At 58.3% G+C, this 17696-nt stretch carries 18 protein-coding genes and 1 tRNA gene; 6 read left to right on the forward strand and 13 right to left on the reverse strand.

Going from position 1 to position 17696, the window contains the following annotated elements; genetic code table 11:
• Positions 1 to 519 precede the first annotated feature (519 nt).
• Together JZM60_RS14565 and JZM60_RS14570 are read right to left on the reverse strand one after the other, a co-directional pair.
• Positions 520 to 1008 (reverse strand): DUF456 domain-containing protein, encoded by a 489-nt coding sequence (locus JZM60_RS14565; protein WP_207163136.1) that lies wholly within the window; start codon positions 1006 to 1008, stop codon positions 520 to 522.
• A 129-nt stretch (positions 1009 to 1137) separates the two neighbouring features.
• Positions 1138 to 1548, reverse strand: a complete 411-nt coding sequence (locus JZM60_RS14570; protein WP_277603748.1) for a (deoxy)nucleoside triphosphate pyrophosphohydrolase — start codon at positions 1546 to 1548, stop codon at positions 1138 to 1140.
• Positions 1549 to 1801: 253 nt separating this feature from the next.
• On the opposite strand from JZM60_RS14570, the gene JZM60_RS14575 reads away from it, so the two are divergent.
• The 4 genes from JZM60_RS14575 to JZM60_RS14590 all read left to right on the forward strand — a co-directional run bounded on the left by JZM60_RS14575 (position 1802) and on the right by JZM60_RS14590 (position 6108).
• A complete protein-coding gene (locus tag JZM60_RS14575; protein ID WP_207163138.1) occupies positions 1802 to 3178 on the forward strand; it encodes a sigma-54 interaction domain-containing protein in 1377 nt (458 codons plus the stop codon).
• Between the two features lie 183 nt (positions 3179 to 3361).
• Positions 3362 to 3829, forward strand: a complete 468-nt coding sequence (gene nrfH / locus JZM60_RS14580) for a cytochrome c nitrite reductase small subunit (RefSeq protein WP_207163139.1) — start codon at positions 3362 to 3364, stop codon at positions 3827 to 3829.
• Between the two features lie 19 nt (positions 3830 to 3848).
• Positions 3849 to 5291: an ammonia-forming cytochrome c nitrite reductase subunit c552 gene (locus JZM60_RS14585; protein ID WP_207163140.1), complete on the forward strand. Its 1443-nt coding sequence runs from the start codon at positions 3849 to 3851 to the stop codon at positions 5289 to 5291.
• A gap of 202 nt (positions 5292 to 5493) precedes the next feature.
• On the forward strand, positions 5494 to 6108 hold the full coding sequence (locus JZM60_RS14590; protein WP_207163141.1) for a DUF6448 family protein: 615 nt from the start codon (positions 5494 to 5496) through the stop codon (positions 6106 to 6108).
• 54 nt (positions 6109 to 6162) lie between these two features.
• Here JZM60_RS14590 and JZM60_RS14595 read toward each other — a convergent pair whose 3' ends face one another.
• The 6 genes from JZM60_RS14595 to JZM60_RS14620 form a co-directional block, all read right to left on the reverse strand.
• Positions 6163 to 7437: an Hsp70 family protein gene (locus tag JZM60_RS14595; protein ID WP_207163142.1), complete on the reverse strand. Its 1275-nt coding sequence runs from the start codon at positions 7435 to 7437 to the stop codon at positions 6163 to 6165.
• 323 nt (positions 7438 to 7760) lie between these two features.
• Positions 7761 to 7835 (reverse strand) — tRNA-Gly (locus tag JZM60_RS14600).
• A gap of 90 nt (positions 7836 to 7925) precedes the next feature.
• Complete coding sequence (locus JZM60_RS14605) at positions 7926 to 8630, reverse strand: ABC transporter ATP-binding protein (protein WP_207163143.1); 705 nt, start codon at positions 8628 to 8630, stop codon at positions 7926 to 7928.
• A 59-nt stretch (positions 8631 to 8689) separates the two neighbouring features.
• A complete protein-coding gene (locus JZM60_RS14610) occupies positions 8690 to 9850 on the reverse strand; it encodes an ABC transporter permease (protein WP_207163144.1) in 1161 nt (386 codons plus the stop codon).
• A gap of 21 nt (positions 9851 to 9871) precedes the next feature.
• Complete coding sequence (locus JZM60_RS14615) at positions 9872 to 10408, reverse strand: DUF2318 domain-containing protein (RefSeq protein WP_241426275.1); 537 nt, start codon at positions 10406 to 10408, stop codon at positions 9872 to 9874.
• The gene (locus tag JZM60_RS14620) at positions 10405 to 10815 is read right to left on the reverse strand and encodes a heavy-metal-associated domain-containing protein (protein WP_241426276.1); all 411 of its coding nucleotides are present in this window, start codon (positions 10813 to 10815) and stop codon (positions 10405 to 10407) included. The genes JZM60_RS14615 and JZM60_RS14620 overlap by 4 nt, the downstream gene beginning before the upstream one ends.
• Before the next feature lie 294 nt (positions 10816 to 11109).
• On the opposite strand from JZM60_RS14620, the gene JZM60_RS14625 reads away from it, so the two are divergent.
• Positions 11110 to 11856, forward strand: coding sequence for a TerC family protein (locus JZM60_RS14625; RefSeq protein WP_207163145.1), 747 nt, complete (start codon positions 11110 to 11112; stop codon positions 11854 to 11856).
• A 24-nt stretch (positions 11857 to 11880) separates the two neighbouring features.
• Here JZM60_RS14625 and gluQRS read toward each other — a convergent pair whose 3' ends face one another.
• On the reverse strand, positions 11881 to 12813 hold the full coding sequence (gene gluQRS / locus JZM60_RS14630; RefSeq protein ID WP_241426277.1) for a tRNA glutamyl-Q(34) synthetase GluQRS: 933 nt from the start codon (positions 12811 to 12813) through the stop codon (positions 11881 to 11883).
• An 82-nt stretch (positions 12814 to 12895) separates the two neighbouring features.
• On the opposite strand from gluQRS, the gene JZM60_RS14635 reads away from it, so the two are divergent.
• The gene (locus JZM60_RS14635; protein ID WP_207163147.1) at positions 12896 to 14161 is read left to right on the forward strand and encodes a glutaredoxin family protein; all 1266 of its coding nucleotides are present in this window, start codon (positions 12896 to 12898) and stop codon (positions 14159 to 14161) included.
• Between the two features lie 27 nt (positions 14162 to 14188).
• Here the strand turns inward: JZM60_RS14635 and ppnP are convergent, their stop codons facing one another.
• From ppnP to greA, 4 genes are all read right to left on the reverse strand, one after another.
• Positions 14189 to 14503, reverse strand: a complete 315-nt coding sequence (gene ppnP, locus JZM60_RS14640) for a pyrimidine/purine nucleoside phosphorylase (RefSeq protein ID WP_207163148.1) — start codon at positions 14501 to 14503, stop codon at positions 14189 to 14191.
• A 36-nt stretch (positions 14504 to 14539) separates the two neighbouring features.
• Entirely contained in the window at positions 14540 to 16843 is a 2304-nt protein-coding gene (gene recG, locus JZM60_RS14645; RefSeq protein WP_207163149.1) for an ATP-dependent DNA helicase RecG, read from the reverse strand.
• Between the two features lie 61 nt (positions 16844 to 16904).
• Positions 16905 to 17105: a DUF1858 domain-containing protein gene (locus JZM60_RS14650; protein WP_207163150.1), complete on the reverse strand. Its 201-nt coding sequence runs from the start codon at positions 17103 to 17105 to the stop codon at positions 16905 to 16907.
• A gap of 67 nt (positions 17106 to 17172) precedes the next feature.
• The gene (gene greA, locus JZM60_RS14655; protein WP_207163151.1) at positions 17173 to 17652 is read right to left on the reverse strand and encodes a transcription elongation factor GreA; all 480 of its coding nucleotides are present in this window, start codon (positions 17650 to 17652) and stop codon (positions 17173 to 17175) included.
• Positions 17653 to 17696 lie beyond the last annotated feature (44 nt).

The raw sequence follows: 17696 nt of genomic DNA on the forward strand, positions 1-17696 counted from the left end.
ACCAGGGAAGAATTCGGGGGGAATTCGGGGGAGGGAATTCGGGGTAGAGTAGAGAACAGGTTTTACCCTGTCCTCCCTCATCAAACCGTGCGTGCGGTTTTCCCGCACACGGCTTTCCGATGTTCTTAACTACAAGGCATGCGCTTTCTTCCAGACAGCTGATGTCGGCACTTTGTACAGGTTGTATCTTTTATATAGCAACCGGCTTGAAAACCTACCGGGAATTCGGGGGGCACAATCCTCTTCTCGTATCAACAGGATCCATTTTCGACTCTCACCATATCATTAAATTCATTGTGCCAGCAAAAAAAGTCTTGATCCGTTCGAGTTCCTACCCCGTTCCTTCCTGCTGCGACCAGCGTTACACCTCTTCCAAGTCAATCTCAGCATCGTGTGCCACCATGATCGTCGGCTCCAAACACTGTCGATCCTGCCAATGGTAATAACCGGACTGGCAGCTGAAGAATCCCCCCTCGTTTTCCAGGTTATCCCATATCTGCCAGACCGTATTGATCGAAGTTACAGGAAGCGAACCAGCAAAAAGAGCCCAACCATGGCAATACCGATCGCCAGCTTACCGGCAACACCGATGGCGAGGCCAACAACTGTTCCGAAACCCGCACGGCTTGCCTCATCCAGACTCCGCTGCAGCGACAGTTCGCCTATGACCGCTCCAAAGAGCGGGCCGAGAAGTATCCCTGGTATTCCGAGGAACAGGCCAACAATTCCGCCGATGGCGGCACCTGCCATGGCTCGCCGTGAGCCGCCAAACTTCTTGACTCCCAGGATGGAGGCAGCAAACTCGACCAGGTATGTCAAACCGGTCATAACGACTAGAACCATCAGGGTCCAGACGCCGACATAGTGGAAGTTATCAGCCCAGGCCCCGAACAACAGTCCCAGAAACAAGACAGGGGCACCAGGAATCAGGGGAAGCAGAAGCCCCGACAGGCCGGTGACGGTGCAGATGGCACAGAGAATCCAGAGAATTATCGAGTAGTCAGGCATGGTTGGTTTACCGTAGTAGGTCTAATAGATACCGCAGGGACATAACCTGTGGCTATCGCTCTCTTGGAATTCGGGAATTCAGGTAACACTATAACAAACTCATGAGCGCCCCGCCCAAATTCAGTGGTCTCAGCCACTCCCCCTTCTCCTCCGGCATCCCCGCTGATAATATTCAATCACCGGCACATCAGCCTCTGCCCAGTCAAGGGTGTGCAGTTCTTCCAGCGGGAGCCAGGTTACGGCAGCGTGTTCGTGGAGGACGATTTCACCGGATTGGATGGAGCAGACAAATGGATGGAGCGTGACAGTGAAGGTTGGATAATGGTGGGTGCTGGGGGGGAAGCTTTTTCCGACGGAAACGTGGATGCCCATCTCTTCCACCAGCTCCCGCCGGAGGCATTCTTCGGGCGATTCACCGGGATCGATCTTGCCGCCGGGAAACTCCCATTTGAGCGGTAGGCTCATGGCGGCGCTCCGCCGGGCGGCGAGGACGAGGCCGTCACGTTCGATGATGGCGCAAGTGACATGGAGATGATTCAACGAAGGTGACACCGATCCTTGCCTCCAGATTCAGCAGCAGAAGTTCAGCCTTTTTAATAGGCCAATTCATACCGGTGGTCAAGGCCTCTTTGCCGGACATAAATGTCCGGATTGGCGCAAGAACATCAATTCAGGATTATTTTCGCGATGCAAATGCAGCGATCACAATTTATCACGTCTTGACCTGAGTCAATAAGAGCCGGCAACCGGCAGTCTATGATCGGTGTTACCAATCGGTAACAAAGGAGCGATCATGGACTTTAAGACTGTCTCGGCTGGAAACGCTGTCTACAGAGAAATCCTGACCAGCATGGGCGAAGGGATTATTTTTGCCGATCACACCAACCGCATCATCTTCGTCAATGCTGCAGCCGAACAGCTCAGAGGGATCAAGGCCAGTAATTTCCTTGGCCGCGACCTCCTGGCGATCCACTCGCCGCCTGCCCGTGAACGGATCAGCGCCGTACTGACCAGTCTCCGTGATGGAACCATCCAGTTCCATACCCGTCCCCTGGAGGCAAAGGGCCGCATCTTCGCCAACAGCTATTACCCGATCAGGAACGAGACCGGAAGGTTCATCGGCACTGTCATGATCAGCCGGGACATCACCGAAAAGGAACATCTCAAGGAAGAAAACTCCGTCCTGCGGGACCAGTTAATGAACGAGCATACCTGTGGCGAGATGATTGGCCGCAGTCCGGTCATGCAACCGGTATTTCAGATTATTCGCGCGACAGCCTCTCTGGATTCCACAATCCTCATCAGTGGCGAAAGCGGCACCGGCAAAGAGTTGGTAGCGCGGGCACTGCATCAGAAAAGCCGACGAAGTGCCTCCCCTCTGGTCAAGGTCAACTGTGCCGCGCTCCCGGAAAGTCTGCTGGAATCGGAACTGTTCGGTTTTGAGAAAGGTGCTTTTACCGGTGCTGTCCGGGAGCGGAAGGGCAAGTTCGAGCAGGCCGGTCGTGGCACCCTTTTCCTTGACGAGATTGGCGAGATGCCCCTTTCCGCCCAGGCCAAGCTGCTGCGTGTACTCCAGGAGAAAACGGTGGAACGGGTGGGCGGCAACCGGGAAATCAGGGTGGATGTCCGGATAATCGCCGCAACCAACCGTGACCTGCGCCAGGATGTGGCCGCAGGGCGGTTCAGGGAAGATCTTTTCTACCGTCTCAATGTGATTCCAATCAACCTCCCGCCACTACGGGAGCGCCATGAAGACATCCTGCCGTTGGCAACCATCTTTCTTTCGCGATTCAGTCAGGAAATGGAGCGCCCTCCCCTGAGCCTTTCCCGGGAGGCGAAACAGGTTCTGCTCAACCATCCGTACCCCGGCAACGTCAGAGAGCTGAAAAATGCCATGGAGCGTGCCGCAGCCCTCTGCCATGGTTCCGAACTCACCATAGATGATCTGCCCCCTGAATTTTCCATGCCTCACCAGAATCAGCAGCCAGGGGTTCTCAGCCCGGCCCCCGGACAACCATCCGTGCTTGCAGAACAAATTGACCAGTGGGAGACCGTACTGATCGAACAGGCGCTGAAATCATCCGGCAATCGTCGCGGAGAAGCCGCCCGGCTGCTGGGAATCTCCCGCAAGACCCTCTGGAAAAAACTGAAGCAGCAAGCCGCTTGCTGAGATCAGAGACGATGTTACCCGGCGGTAACATCGTGTTTCCGCTTTGCCACAGTTTCCTCTCCGGCACAAAGTTTCAAACCAGTTAATTCAGCAACTTGCAACATCTTTCACATTGGTACGCAACCTGCTCAATGGTAATGCGTCCGTGACGATCCACAAATCAGAACCTTGACAGGAGGATATATGAAGCTTCTTGCAAAACGACGCTCCATCATGGCGCTGCTGATCTTTGGCTGCATCGGGATAGTTCTTACGGTGTTCCTGCTGGTAGGCCCGCCGCAGCTTCTGGCCAGGTCGGAATCGCCGGCATTTTGTGCAAGTTGCCACGCCATGGAAGAGCAACACACCGCCTGGAACCATGCCGGCGCCCACCGCCGCATCCGGTGCGTCGACTGCCATCTCCCCAACGGCAATCACCTGGAGCACTACGTCTGGAAATCAATCGACGGCATGAAGGACGTGATTGTTTTCAACAGCGGCAGGGTGCCGGAACGCATCGCCCTGTCCAGTCACGGGGCGAAAGTGGTGCAGGCAAATTGTATCCGCTGTCATGAACAAGCCGTTTCCCTGATGGATACCACCCGGCAGTGCTGGGCCTGCCACCGGCAGTTGCGCCACCGGCAGACCGGCATCGTCGGAACCAGACCATAAAAGAGAGAGGAGAAAAGTGATGAAGATGCACAAGGTAGGTGTCGCTTTGTCCATGGCGGCGTTGATCGGAGTTGCCTTCGGCTGCGCACCCAATAAGGCTGAACCGGTTAGAACCGCTTCCATCCCGGACGGTACTGTCGATCCGGCCCAATGGGGCAAGGTATATCCGGAGGAGTATGAACTCTGGAAGAAAACCGGAGAGCCGACGCCGGCGGGCAAGAGCAAGTACAAGAAAGGTAATGACGGGGAGCGTATCGACAAGCTGGACGAGTACCCGTTTCTGGCGCTTCTCTATAACGGCTGGGGCATGGGCATAGAGTACAGCGAGCCGCGGGGGCACCAGAATATGATCCTGGATCAACTGGATGTGGAACCGGCGCGCTACAAGGCCGGCGGCTCCTGCCTTACCTGCAAGACACCTTACGCGCCGGCTCTTCAGCAGAAGATGGGAAAGGACTACTTCTCCAAACCTTACAAGGAGGTCCTGGCCCAGATCCCCAAGGAACACCAGACCCTTGGCGTAGCCTGCATCGATTGCCACAACAACCAGGATATGACGCTTAAAATCTCGCGCGGATTCACCCTCGGCAAGGCCCTTGATTTGATTGGCGCAGATCAGTCAAAGCTGACCCAGCAGGAGAAGCGCACCCTGGTCTGCGCCCAGTGCCATGTCACCTACAGCATCCCCAAGGATGCCGAGATGCATTCAACCGATGTGTTCTTCCCCTGGAAGGGCAGCAAAATGGGCGGCATTACCATCGAGAACATCATCAAGCAGCTTCGCAGCAACCCGCCGAGCGGCGAGTGGACCCAAAGCGTTACCGGCTTCAAGCTGGCATTCATCCGCCACCCGGAATTCGAGCTCTTCTCCAACAACAGTGTCCACTGGCAGGCCGGGGTCGCCTGTTCCGACTGTCACATGCCCTACACCAAGGTTGGCTCCAAAAAAGTATCCGATCACCGGATCATGAGTCCGCTCAAGAACGACCTGAAGGCTTGCCAGCAGTGCCATACCGAGACGCCGGAATGGCTGCGCAATCAGGTATTCGCCATCCAGGACCGCACCATGTCCCAATTCATCCGCACCGGCTACGCCACGGCCACGGTGGCCAAACTGTTCGAAATGGCCAACAAGGCTCAGGCCGGCGGCAAGCAGATCGACAAAGAGCTCTATGCCCAGGCCCGTGACCAATATGAAGAGGCTTTCTACCGGGTGGTATTCATCAGTGCGGAGAACTCCATAGGATTCCATAACCCGACCGAGGCACTGCGGATACTGGGTGATGCAGCCATCCGGGCAGGCAAGGCCGAAGCCCTGTTGCGCCAGGCCCTGGCCAAGGCGGGAGTCAATGTGCCGGTCAAGATTGACCTGGAACTTGCCAAGTACGTGAACAACCGCGGCAGCAAGAAGCTGATGTTCAAGCCGCAGCATGAGATCAAGGACCCGCTGGCGGGGAAATAAACCGAAACGGGGGCAGGCCGCTCCTGCCCCCAACACACAGCAACAGGGGGAAAGTGCACCGGTTGCCGACGCGGCACTGGCTATGATGAATGGATTTTCGCCATGGCCAGGTGCCGGCACAGGATGATGGTATATTTTTATCGGCTATCCGGTGGACATAACAGGAAATGGACTTTCAACAAAACACTCAGGAGGAAGCATCATGAAAGCGACGAGAAGATTTGTTACATCAATTGCAGCCCTCGCACTAACGGTGGGCATTTACTCACAGGCTTCTGCCCATTGCGACACCCTCGATGGCCCGGTGGTGCAGGATGCCCGCAAAGCCCTGAGTGCCGGGGACGTAACGCCAGTGCTGAAATGGGTGCAGGCCAAGGATGAGAAGACCGTGAAGGCCGCCTTCAAAACAGCGCTTGCCACCCAGGGGAAACAGCAGCAACAGGCAGCGGAACATAAATTTTTCAGCTCACTTGTCCGCATCCATCGTGCCGGAGAGGGTGCTCCCTTTACCGGCCTCAAGCCTGCCGGATCCGTTGCGCCGGTAATTGCCCAGGCGGATAAGTCATTGCAGGATGGAGCGCCCGCTCCCCTGATCAGCATGGTCAACGAAGCTGTCAGCAAAGGTATCCAGGAGCGGTACGACAAGGTTGCCGAGGCCTACAGGCACAAGGATGAAAGTGTGCAGAAAGGACGTGAATTCGTGGCTGCCTACGTGGAATACACCCATTACGTCGAGCGCCTACAACTTGATGCGGAAGGACATGCCGCGCACCACGGAGAACAGAAGAAGCATGCCCCGGAGAAGCACAAGCATTGAAACGTCATACGGCCGGCAACCCTTCTGCACAGGCCACTTTTAGTCGAGGTAAGCTCATTCGGCAAACAGCGGAACGCTGGTGCCAAGGCCGTGTGCGACACTGGTGAAGGCATTTCGGTTTTCCAGTTTGTCCTGACCGAACCGCTCGATGAACAGCGCCCGGATCAGGGGAATCTTCGACGTCCCTCCGGTGAGGAAGACAGTGTCTATCTGTGCCGCCGCAAGTCCCGACCGCGCGATCACCTCGTCGATGCAGGCCGCGATCGAGTGAAAATTCGCGGCATTGATCGTTTCGAACTCGTCCTTCCCGATTTCCTCCTCGATTTTCAGATCGCGCTCGGCAAAGCTGATGACCGCCCGGTTCCGGTCGGAAAGCGCGCATTTTGCCTCCTCGATGGCCTGAAAAAGGAAGAAACCGTAATTGTCGCCGATGATGTTGTCCAGATTATCGATGGCCTCCGGGCTGTCCGTATTGTTTTTGATCAGGCGGATGAGCTCCATCGTCTTGCGGGCGCGCAGCAGCGGGATACGGTGCCACTGGCAAAGGGTGTGGACGATGCTCCGCGGAACCGTGACCCACTCGTCCTTGCCCATGGTTTTATAGCGGGCATGGCGGCCGAAATGGTGCGCCACCTTGTCCCACATGATCTGGGAGTCGAACTTGTCACCCGCGATGTAGACCCCACCGAGCGAGAGGACGTCGCTGCGGCGGTCTGTCCGGCGAAAGGCGCCGCCCTGCACGCGGATGATGGAGAAGTCGGAGGTGCCGCCGCCGAAGTCGCCGATGAAGACTATTTTCTCCTGCCCGGTTTGGAGTGTCTCCTCGAACGCCAGTGCCGCTGCGACCGGTTCATACTGAAACCAGATGTGCCTGAAGCCGGCTTTTCTGGCGGCTTTTTCAAGCCGGTCCTGCGCGAGGGCATCTTTATGGGGATCCTCGGAAAACACGACCGGCCGGCCCAGAACCACGGCGTCGACGGCGCGGCCGACATAGGCTTCGCCGCGCGCCTTGAGCTTCCTGAGTATGATCGCTACCAGGTCGTCGATGGTGTAGCGCTTGCCGAAGATTTCCGTGGCATCGAAACTCGAATTCGGGAGAAAGGTTTTGATGGACTGCATGAAGCGCCCGGCGGCGCCGTCGCCGACGTACTGGCGAATCGCCTCATGACCGGCGAAAATTTCGTTGTCCTCGTTGAAGTAGAGCACGGAGCGCATCAACGGCAGGTCGCAGTTGGCGCCATCTACGGGAACGACCTCGACCGTTCCGTTACGGTATATCGAAAGCGCCGAGTTCGTGGTTCCGAAGTCGATGCCGAATGTTGTATGCATGTATGGTGTTTTCCTGTCGAAAAAGTCTCAGGGATGTCGCTGTGGTGCTGTTCAGGGGAAAGACGCGGGAGGGAGGCGGTACTTCATCACGCGGCACTGCAGTTACAGTTCCTGTACCCGGAAATTGCGGTGCTCCGGGCGATGGCTGAGCGGCGGGCAGGGTAACACAACAGCGCCGGAAAAACGAGAGCCGATTTTTAAAGCTGGGCACAGGATGGGCACAGACCTGACTGATTCGGTGGTGAAGAAAGGCTGAAATCGCTACCAGACAGCAAATACAAACGAAAAAGGGGCCAGATTTTTATCTGGCCCCTGGGCTTTCATGGAGCGGGAAACGGGATTCGAACCCGCGACTTCAACCTTGGCAAGGTTGCACTCTACCACTGAGTTATTCCCGCGAAAAGTGTTCCCGTTATATAGCAAATGAACCTTTCACCGTCAACACTTTTTTTCGCAAAAATGAAAAACCGTGGGGAGCTCACCGCGCTTCAGGCGGCACTTCGCGTAGTTACGGTGTCTCCTTGTTCATCAACAACGAGTCCGTCGCGCAGGACGATGGTCCGGTCGGCGTAGGTGCAGTTCCCGGGATTATGGGTGACCATGACCACGGTCTGCCCCTCGTCGTTGAGCCGCCGGAAGAGTGCCATGACGTCTTCGCTGGTCTTCGAGTCCAGGTTGCCGGTGGGCTCGTCGGCAAGGAGTATCGGCGGCTTCTTGACGATGGACCGGGCAATGGCGACCCGTTCCTGCTCGCCGCCCGAAAGCTGGTTGGGGAGACGGTCGGCCTTGCCGGCAAGCCCTACCCGCTCAAGGGCTTCCCGCGCGGCCTGAACCTTTTCCACCTTTTTCATCCCGGTGATTACCAGGGGGAGCATGACATTTTCCAGGGCAGTGAGGTACTGGATGAGATGGAACGACTGGAAGACGAACCCGAGGTTCTCAGCCCGAAAATCGGCAAGCCGCTCGCCGCTGAGCTCATAAAGCTTTACGTCGGCCATCTCTACGGTACCGGCAGTTGGGTGGTTCATGCCGCCGAGCACCGACAGAAGCGTGCTCTTTCCCGAGCCCGACTGCCCCATGATGGTGACGAATTCTCCGGCTTCGATGGCGAGATCGACCCCCCGCAGGGCCTCGACGGTTTCTCCGCCGCTCACATAATGCTTTTTGAGATTCTCTATTCTTATGAGTGCCACGTTTCCCCCTAAATTTTGGCTTTTTCCGGTCCCTGGTCCCCGATTCCCGGTCCCCGCCTTTACAGAGCCCTGAGTGCTTCTGTCGGGTCTATCCTGCTGGCATGGAGGGCCGGATAAAGGCTCGCCGCCATGCCGACAATGAGCGAAAGGGCTATTGAGCCGGCCATTACTGTAGTATCCCAGACAAGGGCCGCATCCCTGGTTTCCGCCATGAATGGCAAAACTGCCTTTGCGCCACCCATTCCTGCCAGGTAACCGAGAATTCCGGCCAGCAGGCTCACCAGGGCCGCCTCCAGCAGGATGATCCGGATAATGTGGTTCCTGCGGAAACCTATGGCCCGGAAGACGCCGATCTCGGTGGTTCGCTCGGTGACGCTCCCCATCATGGTAACGAAGACGATGAGGGAGCCGATGAAGATGACGACGCCGGCCACGGCAAAGGCAAAGCGCTTGAAGTGGTCGAGGGTCTGGAGACGGGACTCCACCACCTGCTGGATGGCGGTCACCTTTGCTTCGGGGAGCTTTTCGGCGATCTGCACCACCATGTCGCCGATGGGGCAACCGGAACAGAGGGCCGCCACCTCGACGAGGGTTATCCGCCCCTCTTTGCCGAGAAGTTTCTGGGCGCCGGCAAGGGGCATGAAGACGAGGGAGTCGTCCTGGGAGCCGGTCTGCTCCAGGACGCCGGCCACGGTGACGCTGCGCCCCCCAAGCTGAACGGTATCGCCCGGCGTCAGATGAGCCGTGTCGGCAGCAGAGCTTCCGAGGAGTATTTCCCCTTCTTTTTTGGGAAGTTCCCCAAATATCCTCCACCACTGCTTCATCTTCAGCTCGTTGTCGAAATTGACCCCCACCAGGAGCGCGTCCCGGTCGCCGAGACGGACACCGCCGAGAACCTTGGGCGAGACGGCGAGGATGTTCTTGTTGTTCTTGATGGTGGCGATCTTTGCCAGGTCCGCCTCGCGGATTTCCCGCTGGTCGAAGGTGACTCGGCCGAGACTGATGCCGCCATAGCTCATGGACAGGTCATTGCTCTGGGGCATGATGAGGATATTCGCCCCGAACTCGTCCATTTTTTTGCCGATATCGCTGGACATGGAGGCGGTCAGGGTGAGCAAGGTAACGATAGTGGCGATCCCCACCATGAGCCCGATGGTAAGGAAGGCCATCTTCGCCTTGCGCCGTCTGAGGTTGTTTATGGAAATGGTGCGCAGTTTCATGCAGTTCCCCCGTCGAAGTTACTAAAAATACCGGGCGCCCGCCTTGAGATCGGCAACGCTTATTATCACGTTCCCGCCCGACTGTTTGCTGGGAAGATACGAAGGGTTGCAGCCGCCAACGGAGTGGGGGCCGATCCGGTTGGTATCGAACTTCCTGTTGCACTGTTTGCAGACCATGAAGGAGCCGTCCTGCGTGTACCCTTTTTTCTCCCGGAAGCAGACGTCACAGGCGTCAAAGGCCGTCTTGACCGCTCCGTCAGGGGCCTTGACCAGAAAGAATGAAATCTCCTTCCCTCCATCCGCAAACCGGAAAAAATGCGCCTTGCCGTCCGACACGCCGGAGAGGGGGATGCTCACCACGCCGCCCGTTGCCTTCACCGTGTCGGATTTGCCGAACCCGGGAAGGGTGAACGCCGCCACGGTGCCCGCAACGGCAATGATTGCGACCAGTGCTGCCACCCAGTACTTCACGAAACTCTTTGCATTTTTACCGCTCATATTTACGCCTCCAATGGTTACCTGCCCCTTCACGGGGTCCAGGTTTATTGGGTTTATCATTTCGTGCCGCAGCACCCTTTGCCGCAACCGCCCTTCCGGATGCCCGCAGCGATGTTCTTGCCGGTCAGGGATGCATATTCTTCGGGCGTCAGCACCTGGATAATACTGCTGCCGTAGCCGCTGCCGGTCACCTGCTCGGCAATTGCTTCCGGTTTTACCAGGCTGGAATCGTAGCCGACCACCACCTGCCCATCGTTCACGTTGACCTGGACGGAGGAAACGCCTTTCGCCCCCTTGAGGGCATCCTCGATCCGCAGCGCGCAACTGCCGCAGGTCATCCCCTGAGTACGCAGAACCGCCACCGAATTGACTGAAGCCTCCAGCCGGACGGAGAACGCGAGGATGCCGACAACCACCACGGCAGCAAGAATCAGCAGCATATTGACGATATTTTTAGTTCTGAACACAGGAACCCTCCTTGCTCGAAATCTCTTTTCAAGGGACACTATCAAGCTTTGTGCCAACGGCCACAAACTTATAACCGTCTGATTTGGCGACAGAAAAACCACAGCCTCCCATGGACGTGCAAACAATGTGATGAATAGTACCCAGGAGTACTGAAGACTATTCCACAACGGTGGGAAAAGGGCTTACGACTGCGGATTACGGCCGGCCTTCACTTCGTGAAATTGCAGTTGACAGTGCCGGGACGCCCCGGTATATGTGTCCACCGTTAAACTACCCATAAAGGAGTTCCGGATATGGAATGGCTCAGCGACCCCCAGGCATGGATAGCCCTGGCAACCCTTACGGCACTTGAAATTGTTCTCGGCATCGACAATATTGTTTTCATTTCGATACTTGCGGGTAAATTGCCCGCCGAACAGCAGGAAAAGGCGCGCATCACCGGCCTCGCCCTGGCCATGTTCACCCGCGTGGGGCTTCTGTTCTCCCTCACCTGGCTCATGGGGCTCACTGCTCCCCTCTTTTCCGTTACAGGGCGGGAGATTTCGGGGCGCGACCTCATACTCATCGCGGGAGGTCTGTTCCTGCTGGCCAAGAGCACCATGGAGATTCACGACAAGCTTGAAGGGGAGGAAGGGCACTCTTCTACCAGGGCAGCCGCTTCCTTCGCCGGCATAATTGTTCAGATTCTACTCCTTGACATCGTATTCTCCCTCGACTCGATCATCACCGCCATCGGCATGGCCAACAATCTGGCGGTCATGGTTCTGGCCGTTGTCATCGCAGTCGGGTTCATGATGTTCTTCTCGGGCAAGATCAGCGCGTTCGTTGAAGAACACCCGACCATCAAGATGCTGGCCCTCTCCTTCCTCATTCTCATCGGCGTGGCGCTCATCGGCGACGGGATGGGCATGCACATACCCAAGGGCTACATCTACTTCGCCATGGCGTTCTCGGTGGCGGTTGAGATGCTTAACCTGAAGGCCCGCGCCAAAGGTAAGCCGGTGAAGCTCCACCAGGCCTATACGGAGGATGACGCGTAGATTCGGGATACCGGGGGAAAAGGATCAGAAGGGAAGCACCAGGGGCGCCGAACGGGTGGGAACCAGGGAAAGATCGAAGTAATCCGCCGTCCAGGCAAGGATTTCCCTGCCTGAAGCACCTTCAAGGGAAACAGGGGGATGCTGGCCCAGGAAGCGAAGTGCCGCCAACAGCAACAACCCGCCATCGGCAGCCAGGTTGCGGCCGGCGGCCAGGGAAACGGCATTATCCCGCTTCGACAGCTTTCCGCCGCCGGGAGCGGTTACCAGGGGGAGATGGGCGTAAACGGGGGTTTCGTACCCCAGGAGCCGCTGAAGATGAACCTGCCGCGGCGATGAGGATAGAAGATCGCTCCCCCGCACCACCTGGGTCACCCCCTGCTCCGCATCGTCCACCACCACGGCGAGCTGATAGGCGAAGAGGCCGTCGGCCCGCTTCACCACAAAGTCCCCGCATATCCGGGCCAGGTCGTACCGCTGCTCTCCCATGACGAGATCGTGGACGGTAATGGGCTCGGCACCCACCTTCACGCGGTAGGAGCGCGCGTCTTTCCCGGCCGCCAGGCCATGGCGACAGAGATTGGGATAGGGAACCTCGCCGTCGCCGGTATGGGGAGCCGAGGCAACCCGGGCGATTTCCGCCCGCGAGCAGCCGCAAGGATAGGCGTCCCCTGCGGCAAGCAGCCGGTCCAAGGCAGCCTGGTACGCCTCAGTCCTTCTGCTCTGCCACATGATTTCCCCATCCCAGGCGAAGCCCAGAGCTTCCAGAGTACGCAGGATGTCGTCGGCCATCCCCTTCACCACCCTGGGGGTGTCCAGATCCTCCATCCGCAGCAGCCACAGGCCACCCGAACGTTTCGCCGCCCCATAACTTCCAACGGCTGCCACCAGCGAACCCAGATGGAGAGCGCCCGTGGGAGATGGTGCGAACCTGCCGGCAACGCTATGTTTATTGTGCATTAGTACGGACATGGCGGGAAAATAATACGACCTCTGGTGTAAAAATCTTCATCCTGCGATAGAGTTGAACCGGGAGGCTGCCATGGTGACAATCCTGACCAGGCTCTGCGCCGCAATCGGTATCCTCGCCGGACTGTTCTTCGCCCCCGGGCCCGCCCACGGCGCCGGAGACGGCACCGCCGGTGAAGCGACGCTGTATTTCTTCTGGGGCGAAGGCTGTTCACACTGTGCCAGGGCGAAACCGTTTCTCCATGAGTTGCAGCGGAAACACCCCGCCCTTCGGATTCGCTCTTACGAGGTTTTCTCCGTCCCGAAAAACATGGAACTGCTCGTTGCCATGGCAAAGGAGCGTGGCGTCGAAGCAAGCGGTGTTCCAACCTTTATCGTCGGCAACCAGGTCATCGCCGGTTTCACCGATGAAAAAAGGTCCGCCATCGAACGCCTCGTTTCCCCGCTGCCGCCCCCCCGCACGGCAGAGACACAGGCGGCGGCAAAGGCATCAGCAATCACCCTCCCCGGCATCGGCGCCATCGATCCGCAGACCCTGTCGCTGCCGGCGTTCACCCTCATCATCGCCCTGCTCGACAGCTTCAACCCCTGTGCGTTTTTCGTGCTCCTTTTCCTTCTGAGCCTGCTGATCCACGCCCACTCCCGGCGCCGCATGGCAATAGTGGGGCTAACCTTCGTCTTTTTCTCGGGGCTGGTCTATTTCCTCTTCATGGCGGCCTGGCTCAACCTCTTCCTGGTGGCGGGCACCCTGAACGCCGTCACGATTGCCGCCGGAATAATCGCCCTTATCGTTGCCGCCATAAACATCAAAGACTTCTTTTTCTTCGAAAAGGGGATTTCTCTTGTCATCCCCGAAGCAAAAAAGCCCAAACTCTTCGAGCGGATGAGGAACCTGGTCCGGACCGGGTCCCTCCCTTCAATGCTGGCGGGAACGGTTGTCCTGGCGGTGGCGGCAAACAGCTACGAACTCCTCTGCACCGCCGGTTTTCCCATGGTCTATACCCGGATTCTGACCCTTCGCGGGCTCACGCCCACAGGGTATTACCTCTACCTGACGGCTTACAACCTGGTGTACGTGGTCCCCCTGGCCGTCATCGTGGGGGTTTTCACGGCGACCCTCGGCAACCGGAAGCTGACGGAATGGGAAGGGCGGGTTCTGAAACTCCTCTCCGGAGTCATGATGCTCATGCTGGGGCTGGTCATACTGTTGAAGCCGACGCTGCTGAACAACACCCTCGTTTCGCTGGCGCTCCTGGCGGCCGCACTGCTGGTGACCGGAATCGTTGCCCTGGCGGCACGCAGGTTCGGGCAAAAGGAAGAAAAGCCCCATCCTCAGTGAACGGGGCTCTCTTTACCTCCTGAAACCCTACCCCACGAAGGAGCAGCAGTAATCGGTGAGGGCGTGGACGCGCATGGTAAAAGCGGAGTTGGCCGGGACGTCGAACGACTCGCCGCCGCCGATGCGGTCCCACAACTCGCTGCCGGGGAGCTTGAGGTCCAGCTCGCCGGAAAGGATCTCCATAATCTCGGGTGCGCCCGTGTTGAAGGTGTACTCTCCCGGTTGCATGAAGCCGAGGGTCTTTTTAGTGCCGTCGGGGAAGATGACGGTGCGGCTCACGACTCCGCCATTGAAGTAGACATTGGCTTCGCGAACGATGGTTACATTGGTGAATTCGGACATTGGTTCCTCCATGGGTAAATGGGTGCTGCAAAATGGTCAGGCGATTCCGGCCAGCTCCAGCCTCCCGCCCCAGCGGCGAAGCAGTTCGGCCCGGAGCAGTTCGTATTCGGGAAGCCGCAGGTCGGGGTCCTTCTCCGCAACGGCGAAGGCCTCCTTGCGGGCCTCTTCGAGAATGCGGCCGTCACGCAGGATGTTGGCGACGCGGAAATCGGGGATTCCCGCCTGGCGGGTACCGAGAAAATCACCCGGTCCGCGTATTTCAAGATCGGCCTCGGCAATTTTGAAGCCGTCGGTGGTAGATTCCATGACCCGCAGCCGCTTCTCGGCGTCCTCGGAGAGGCGCTCTCCGGCCATGAGAATGCAGCGCGACTTGGCGCTCCCCCGCCCCACCCTTCCCCGCAGTTGATGGAGCTGCGACAGGCCGAACCGCTCGGCATGCTCGATGACCATCACCGTGGCATTGGGCACGTCGATGCCAACCTCGATCACCGTGGTCGCCACAAGGATATCGATCTCGCCGGCCTTGAAAGAGCGCATCACCCCTTCCTTCTCCTCGGGCTTCATCCGGCCGTGGAGAATGCCGAGCCGCAGATTGGGAAAAATCTCGTTGGCCAGGTGTTCGGCCATCTGGGTGGCGGCTTTCAGGTCCGATTTTTCCGATTCCTCCACCAGGGGGTAGATGACGTAGGCCTGGCGCCCGTTGGCGATTTCATCGCGGATTATGCCGTAAACCTGATTGCGGCGCGACTCAAAGCATATCCGCGTTTCAATGGGGGTCCGCCCCGGCGGCAGCTCATCGATAACGGAGAGCGAAAGGTCGCCGAATACGGTCATTGCCAGGGTGCGGGGTATGGGCGTGGCGGTCATCACGAGGATGTCGGGGTTTTCCCCCTTCTTTTTCAGGAGCCCCCGCTGGATGACGCCGAAGCGGTGCTGCTCGTCCACGATGCCGAGACCGAGCCGATGGAAAATCACCTTCTCCTGGATCACCGCGTGGGTGCCGATAACGATCTGTGCCTCCCCCTGCGCCACCCGCTCCAGGGCCGCCTTCTTCTCCTTCCCCTTCAGGGACGCGGTTATGAGGACCGTGGACACGCCGATCTCGTCGCACCAGCGGTGGATATTCAGGTAGTGCTGCTCGGCGAGGATCTCGGTGGGGGCCATGATGGCCACCTGGTAGCCGTTCTCCACCGCCACAAGCGCCGCCATGAGCGCCACCAGGGTCTTGCCGCACCCCACATCGCCCTGAATCAGGCGGTGCATGGGATGCGGCGCCATCATCTCATCCTTGATCTCGGCAAGGACGCGGCGCTGGGCCCCGGTCAGCGAAAAGGGAAGCAGCTTGAGGAGCGGCTTGGTATAGAGATGGCTGACCGTGAAAGCAATGCCGGTCTCCAGCGTAACGCCCCGCCTCTTCAGGGCCAGGCCCAGTTCGAGGAAAAAAAATTCATCGAAAATCAGGGTGCGGTTGGCGGGGTCCTTCCCCTCCTCCAGCAGTTGCGGGTCGGCATCGCCATCGGGAAAGTGGACCCGGCGAAGCGCCTCGTTAAGGGGAAGAAGCCCCTGGCGCGCCGCCACATCGGGAGGGAGGACGCTCTCGACGCCTGGCGCATACTGGTCCACCACCTCTTTCATCACCTTCCGGAGGGTCTTCTGGTGAAGCCCTTCGGTAAGGGGATAAACCGGCACCACGCGCCCGAAACTGACGGGGTCCCGGGCCATGACAGCCTCAACGCTCTCCCCCTCGGCAAGCCATTCGACGTCCGGGTGATGCACCTCCCGCTGGAGGCCGAACTGGGAGACCAGCCCGGTAAATATCCCCCTTTTCCCTTCTTTCCAGCTTTTTTTCAGAAAGGCGGGGTTGAAGTTGAACCACTTGAAGGAAATGGTGCCGCTGCCATCGCGCACCACCACCTCGAAGAACCGACGCCCCCCCTTGGTGGTCACAACATTGGCGGCAATCACCTCGCCGGTAAAGACTGCGGTCACGCCGGGACGGAGCCCGGCAATGGAAACAATCCGGCGGCGGTCCTCATAGCGGTTGGGAAGCAGGTAGAGGGCGTCCTCCACCGAGGCAATCCCCTTTTTGGAGAGAATCTCCGCCAATTTAGGGCCTACTCCCTTGATAAACTTGATGGGAGTTTCCAGATTCTTGCGGGCAATGGACTTCTGCAGGCTGATTCCGACCGCGGGAGGGTCGGGGGAAATGTGGCGAGAGATGCGAATGGCGCCCGGAACGGGCTCGAGGTCAAGCAGATCGCCCGGACGGAGCCCCAACTCCGACAGGAGGTCATCGGGTATGATTATCTGACCGTTTTCGGCAAGCTTGACGAGCGGCATGACCCCTCACAGCGGATAGACGAAGGGCGAAGAGGTGGCTCCCCTTCGCCCCGTGAACGGCTTACTGACCGATGGCGTTCAGGTCCTTGAGGACCTCGTTCACATCGAGGCCATGGGCGCTGCATCCCTGTTCGAGGGATTCGTTCTGGGCTCCCATGCAGCCGATGCAGCCGAGATTGTACTTGCGCAGTACCTTGGCAACCTCGGGACTGGCCTGGAGGGCCTGGGCAAATGTCATATCCTTGGTGAATTGCTGGCTCATTGTGTTGACTCCTTTCAGTCGTCAGCGAGATAGCAACACTACCTCACATTCTCGCCAACTCGCTATCTTACAGGTATTTGATGTCGATAATCTCGTATTCCTTGACGGACCCCGACGGCACCTTGATCTTCACGCTGTCGTCGAGCTTGTGGCTGATGAGGGCCTTGCCGACCGGTGACGTGCAGGAGATTTTACCCAGCTTGATGTCGGCCTCCTCTTCGCCGACGATCTTGTAGGTTACCTCCTCCTCGGTCGCCGTGTCGTACAGGGTTACGGTAGCGCCGAAAACTACCTTGTCAGGCTTAAGGCCGGAGAGATCAACCACATGGGCCATGGCAAGCTTCCCCTGAAGCTCCTGGATCCGCCCTTCGATGAATGCCTGGCGGTTCTTGGCGGCATCGTACTCCGCGTTCTCCGAAAGGTCTCCGTGGCTGCGGGCCTCGGCAATATCCTGGATAACCCGGGGCCGCTCTTCACGAATCAGGCGCTTCAGCTCTTCCTGAAGCGATTCGTAACTCTCTTTGGTCATGGGTACTGAATAGGTCATCGTACTGACTACTCCTCTATGAAAATCGCGGGGCAGCCATTTGG

It is taken from the genome of Geobacter benzoatilyticus (genome assembly GCF_017338855.1).
Classification (GTDB): Bacteria; Desulfobacterota; Desulfuromonadia; order Geobacterales; family Geobacteraceae; genus Geobacter; species Geobacter benzoatilyticus.

Excerpts from the sequence above, each read along its gene's own strand:
- JZM60_RS14565 (WP_207163136.1), bottom strand. The coding sequence starts at position 1,008 with ATGCCTGACTACTCGATAATTCTCTGGATTCTCTGTGCCATCTGCACC.
- JZM60_RS14575 (WP_207163138.1), top strand. The coding sequence starts at position 1,802 with ATGGACTTTAAGACTGTCTCGGCTGGAAACGCTGTCTACAGAGAAATC.
- nrfH (WP_207163139.1), top strand. The coding sequence starts at position 3,362 with ATGAAGCTTCTTGCAAAACGACGCTCCATCATGGCGCTGCTGATCTTT.
- JZM60_RS14585 (WP_207163140.1), top strand. The coding sequence starts at position 3,849 with ATGAAGATGCACAAGGTAGGTGTCGCTTTGTCCATGGCGGCGTTGATC.
- JZM60_RS14590 (WP_207163141.1), top strand. The coding sequence starts at position 5,494 with ATGAAAGCGACGAGAAGATTTGTTACATCAATTGCAGCCCTCGCACTA.
- JZM60_RS14595 (WP_207163142.1), bottom strand. The coding sequence starts at position 7,437 with ATGCATACAACATTCGGCATCGACTTCGGAACCACGAACTCGGCGCTT.
- JZM60_RS14610 (WP_207163144.1), bottom strand. The coding sequence starts at position 9,850 with ATGAAACTGCGCACCATTTCCATAAACAACCTCAGACGGCGCAAGGCG.
- JZM60_RS14615 (WP_241426275.1), bottom strand. The coding sequence starts at position 10,408 with ATGATAAACCCAATAAACCTGGACCCCGTGAAGGGGCAGGTAACCATT.
- JZM60_RS14625 (WP_207163145.1), top strand. The coding sequence starts at position 11,110 with ATGGAATGGCTCAGCGACCCCCAGGCATGGATAGCCCTGGCAACCCTT.
- gluQRS (WP_241426277.1), bottom strand. The coding sequence starts at position 12,813 with ATGCACAATAAACATAGCGTTGCCGGCAGGTTCGCACCATCTCCCACG.
- JZM60_RS14635 (WP_207163147.1), top strand. The coding sequence starts at position 12,896 with ATGGTGACAATCCTGACCAGGCTCTGCGCCGCAATCGGTATCCTCGCC.
- ppnP (WP_207163148.1), bottom strand. The coding sequence starts at position 14,503 with ATGTCCGAATTCACCAATGTAACCATCGTTCGCGAAGCCAATGTCTAC.
- recG (WP_207163149.1), bottom strand. The coding sequence starts at position 16,843 with ATGCCGCTCGTCAAGCTTGCCGAAAACGGTCAGATAATCATACCCGAT.
- JZM60_RS14650 (WP_207163150.1), bottom strand. The coding sequence starts at position 17,105 with ATGAGCCAGCAATTCACCAAGGATATGACATTTGCCCAGGCCCTCCAG.
- greA (WP_207163151.1), bottom strand. The coding sequence starts at position 17,652 with ATGACCTATTCAGTACCCATGACCAAAGAGAGTTACGAATCGCTTCAG.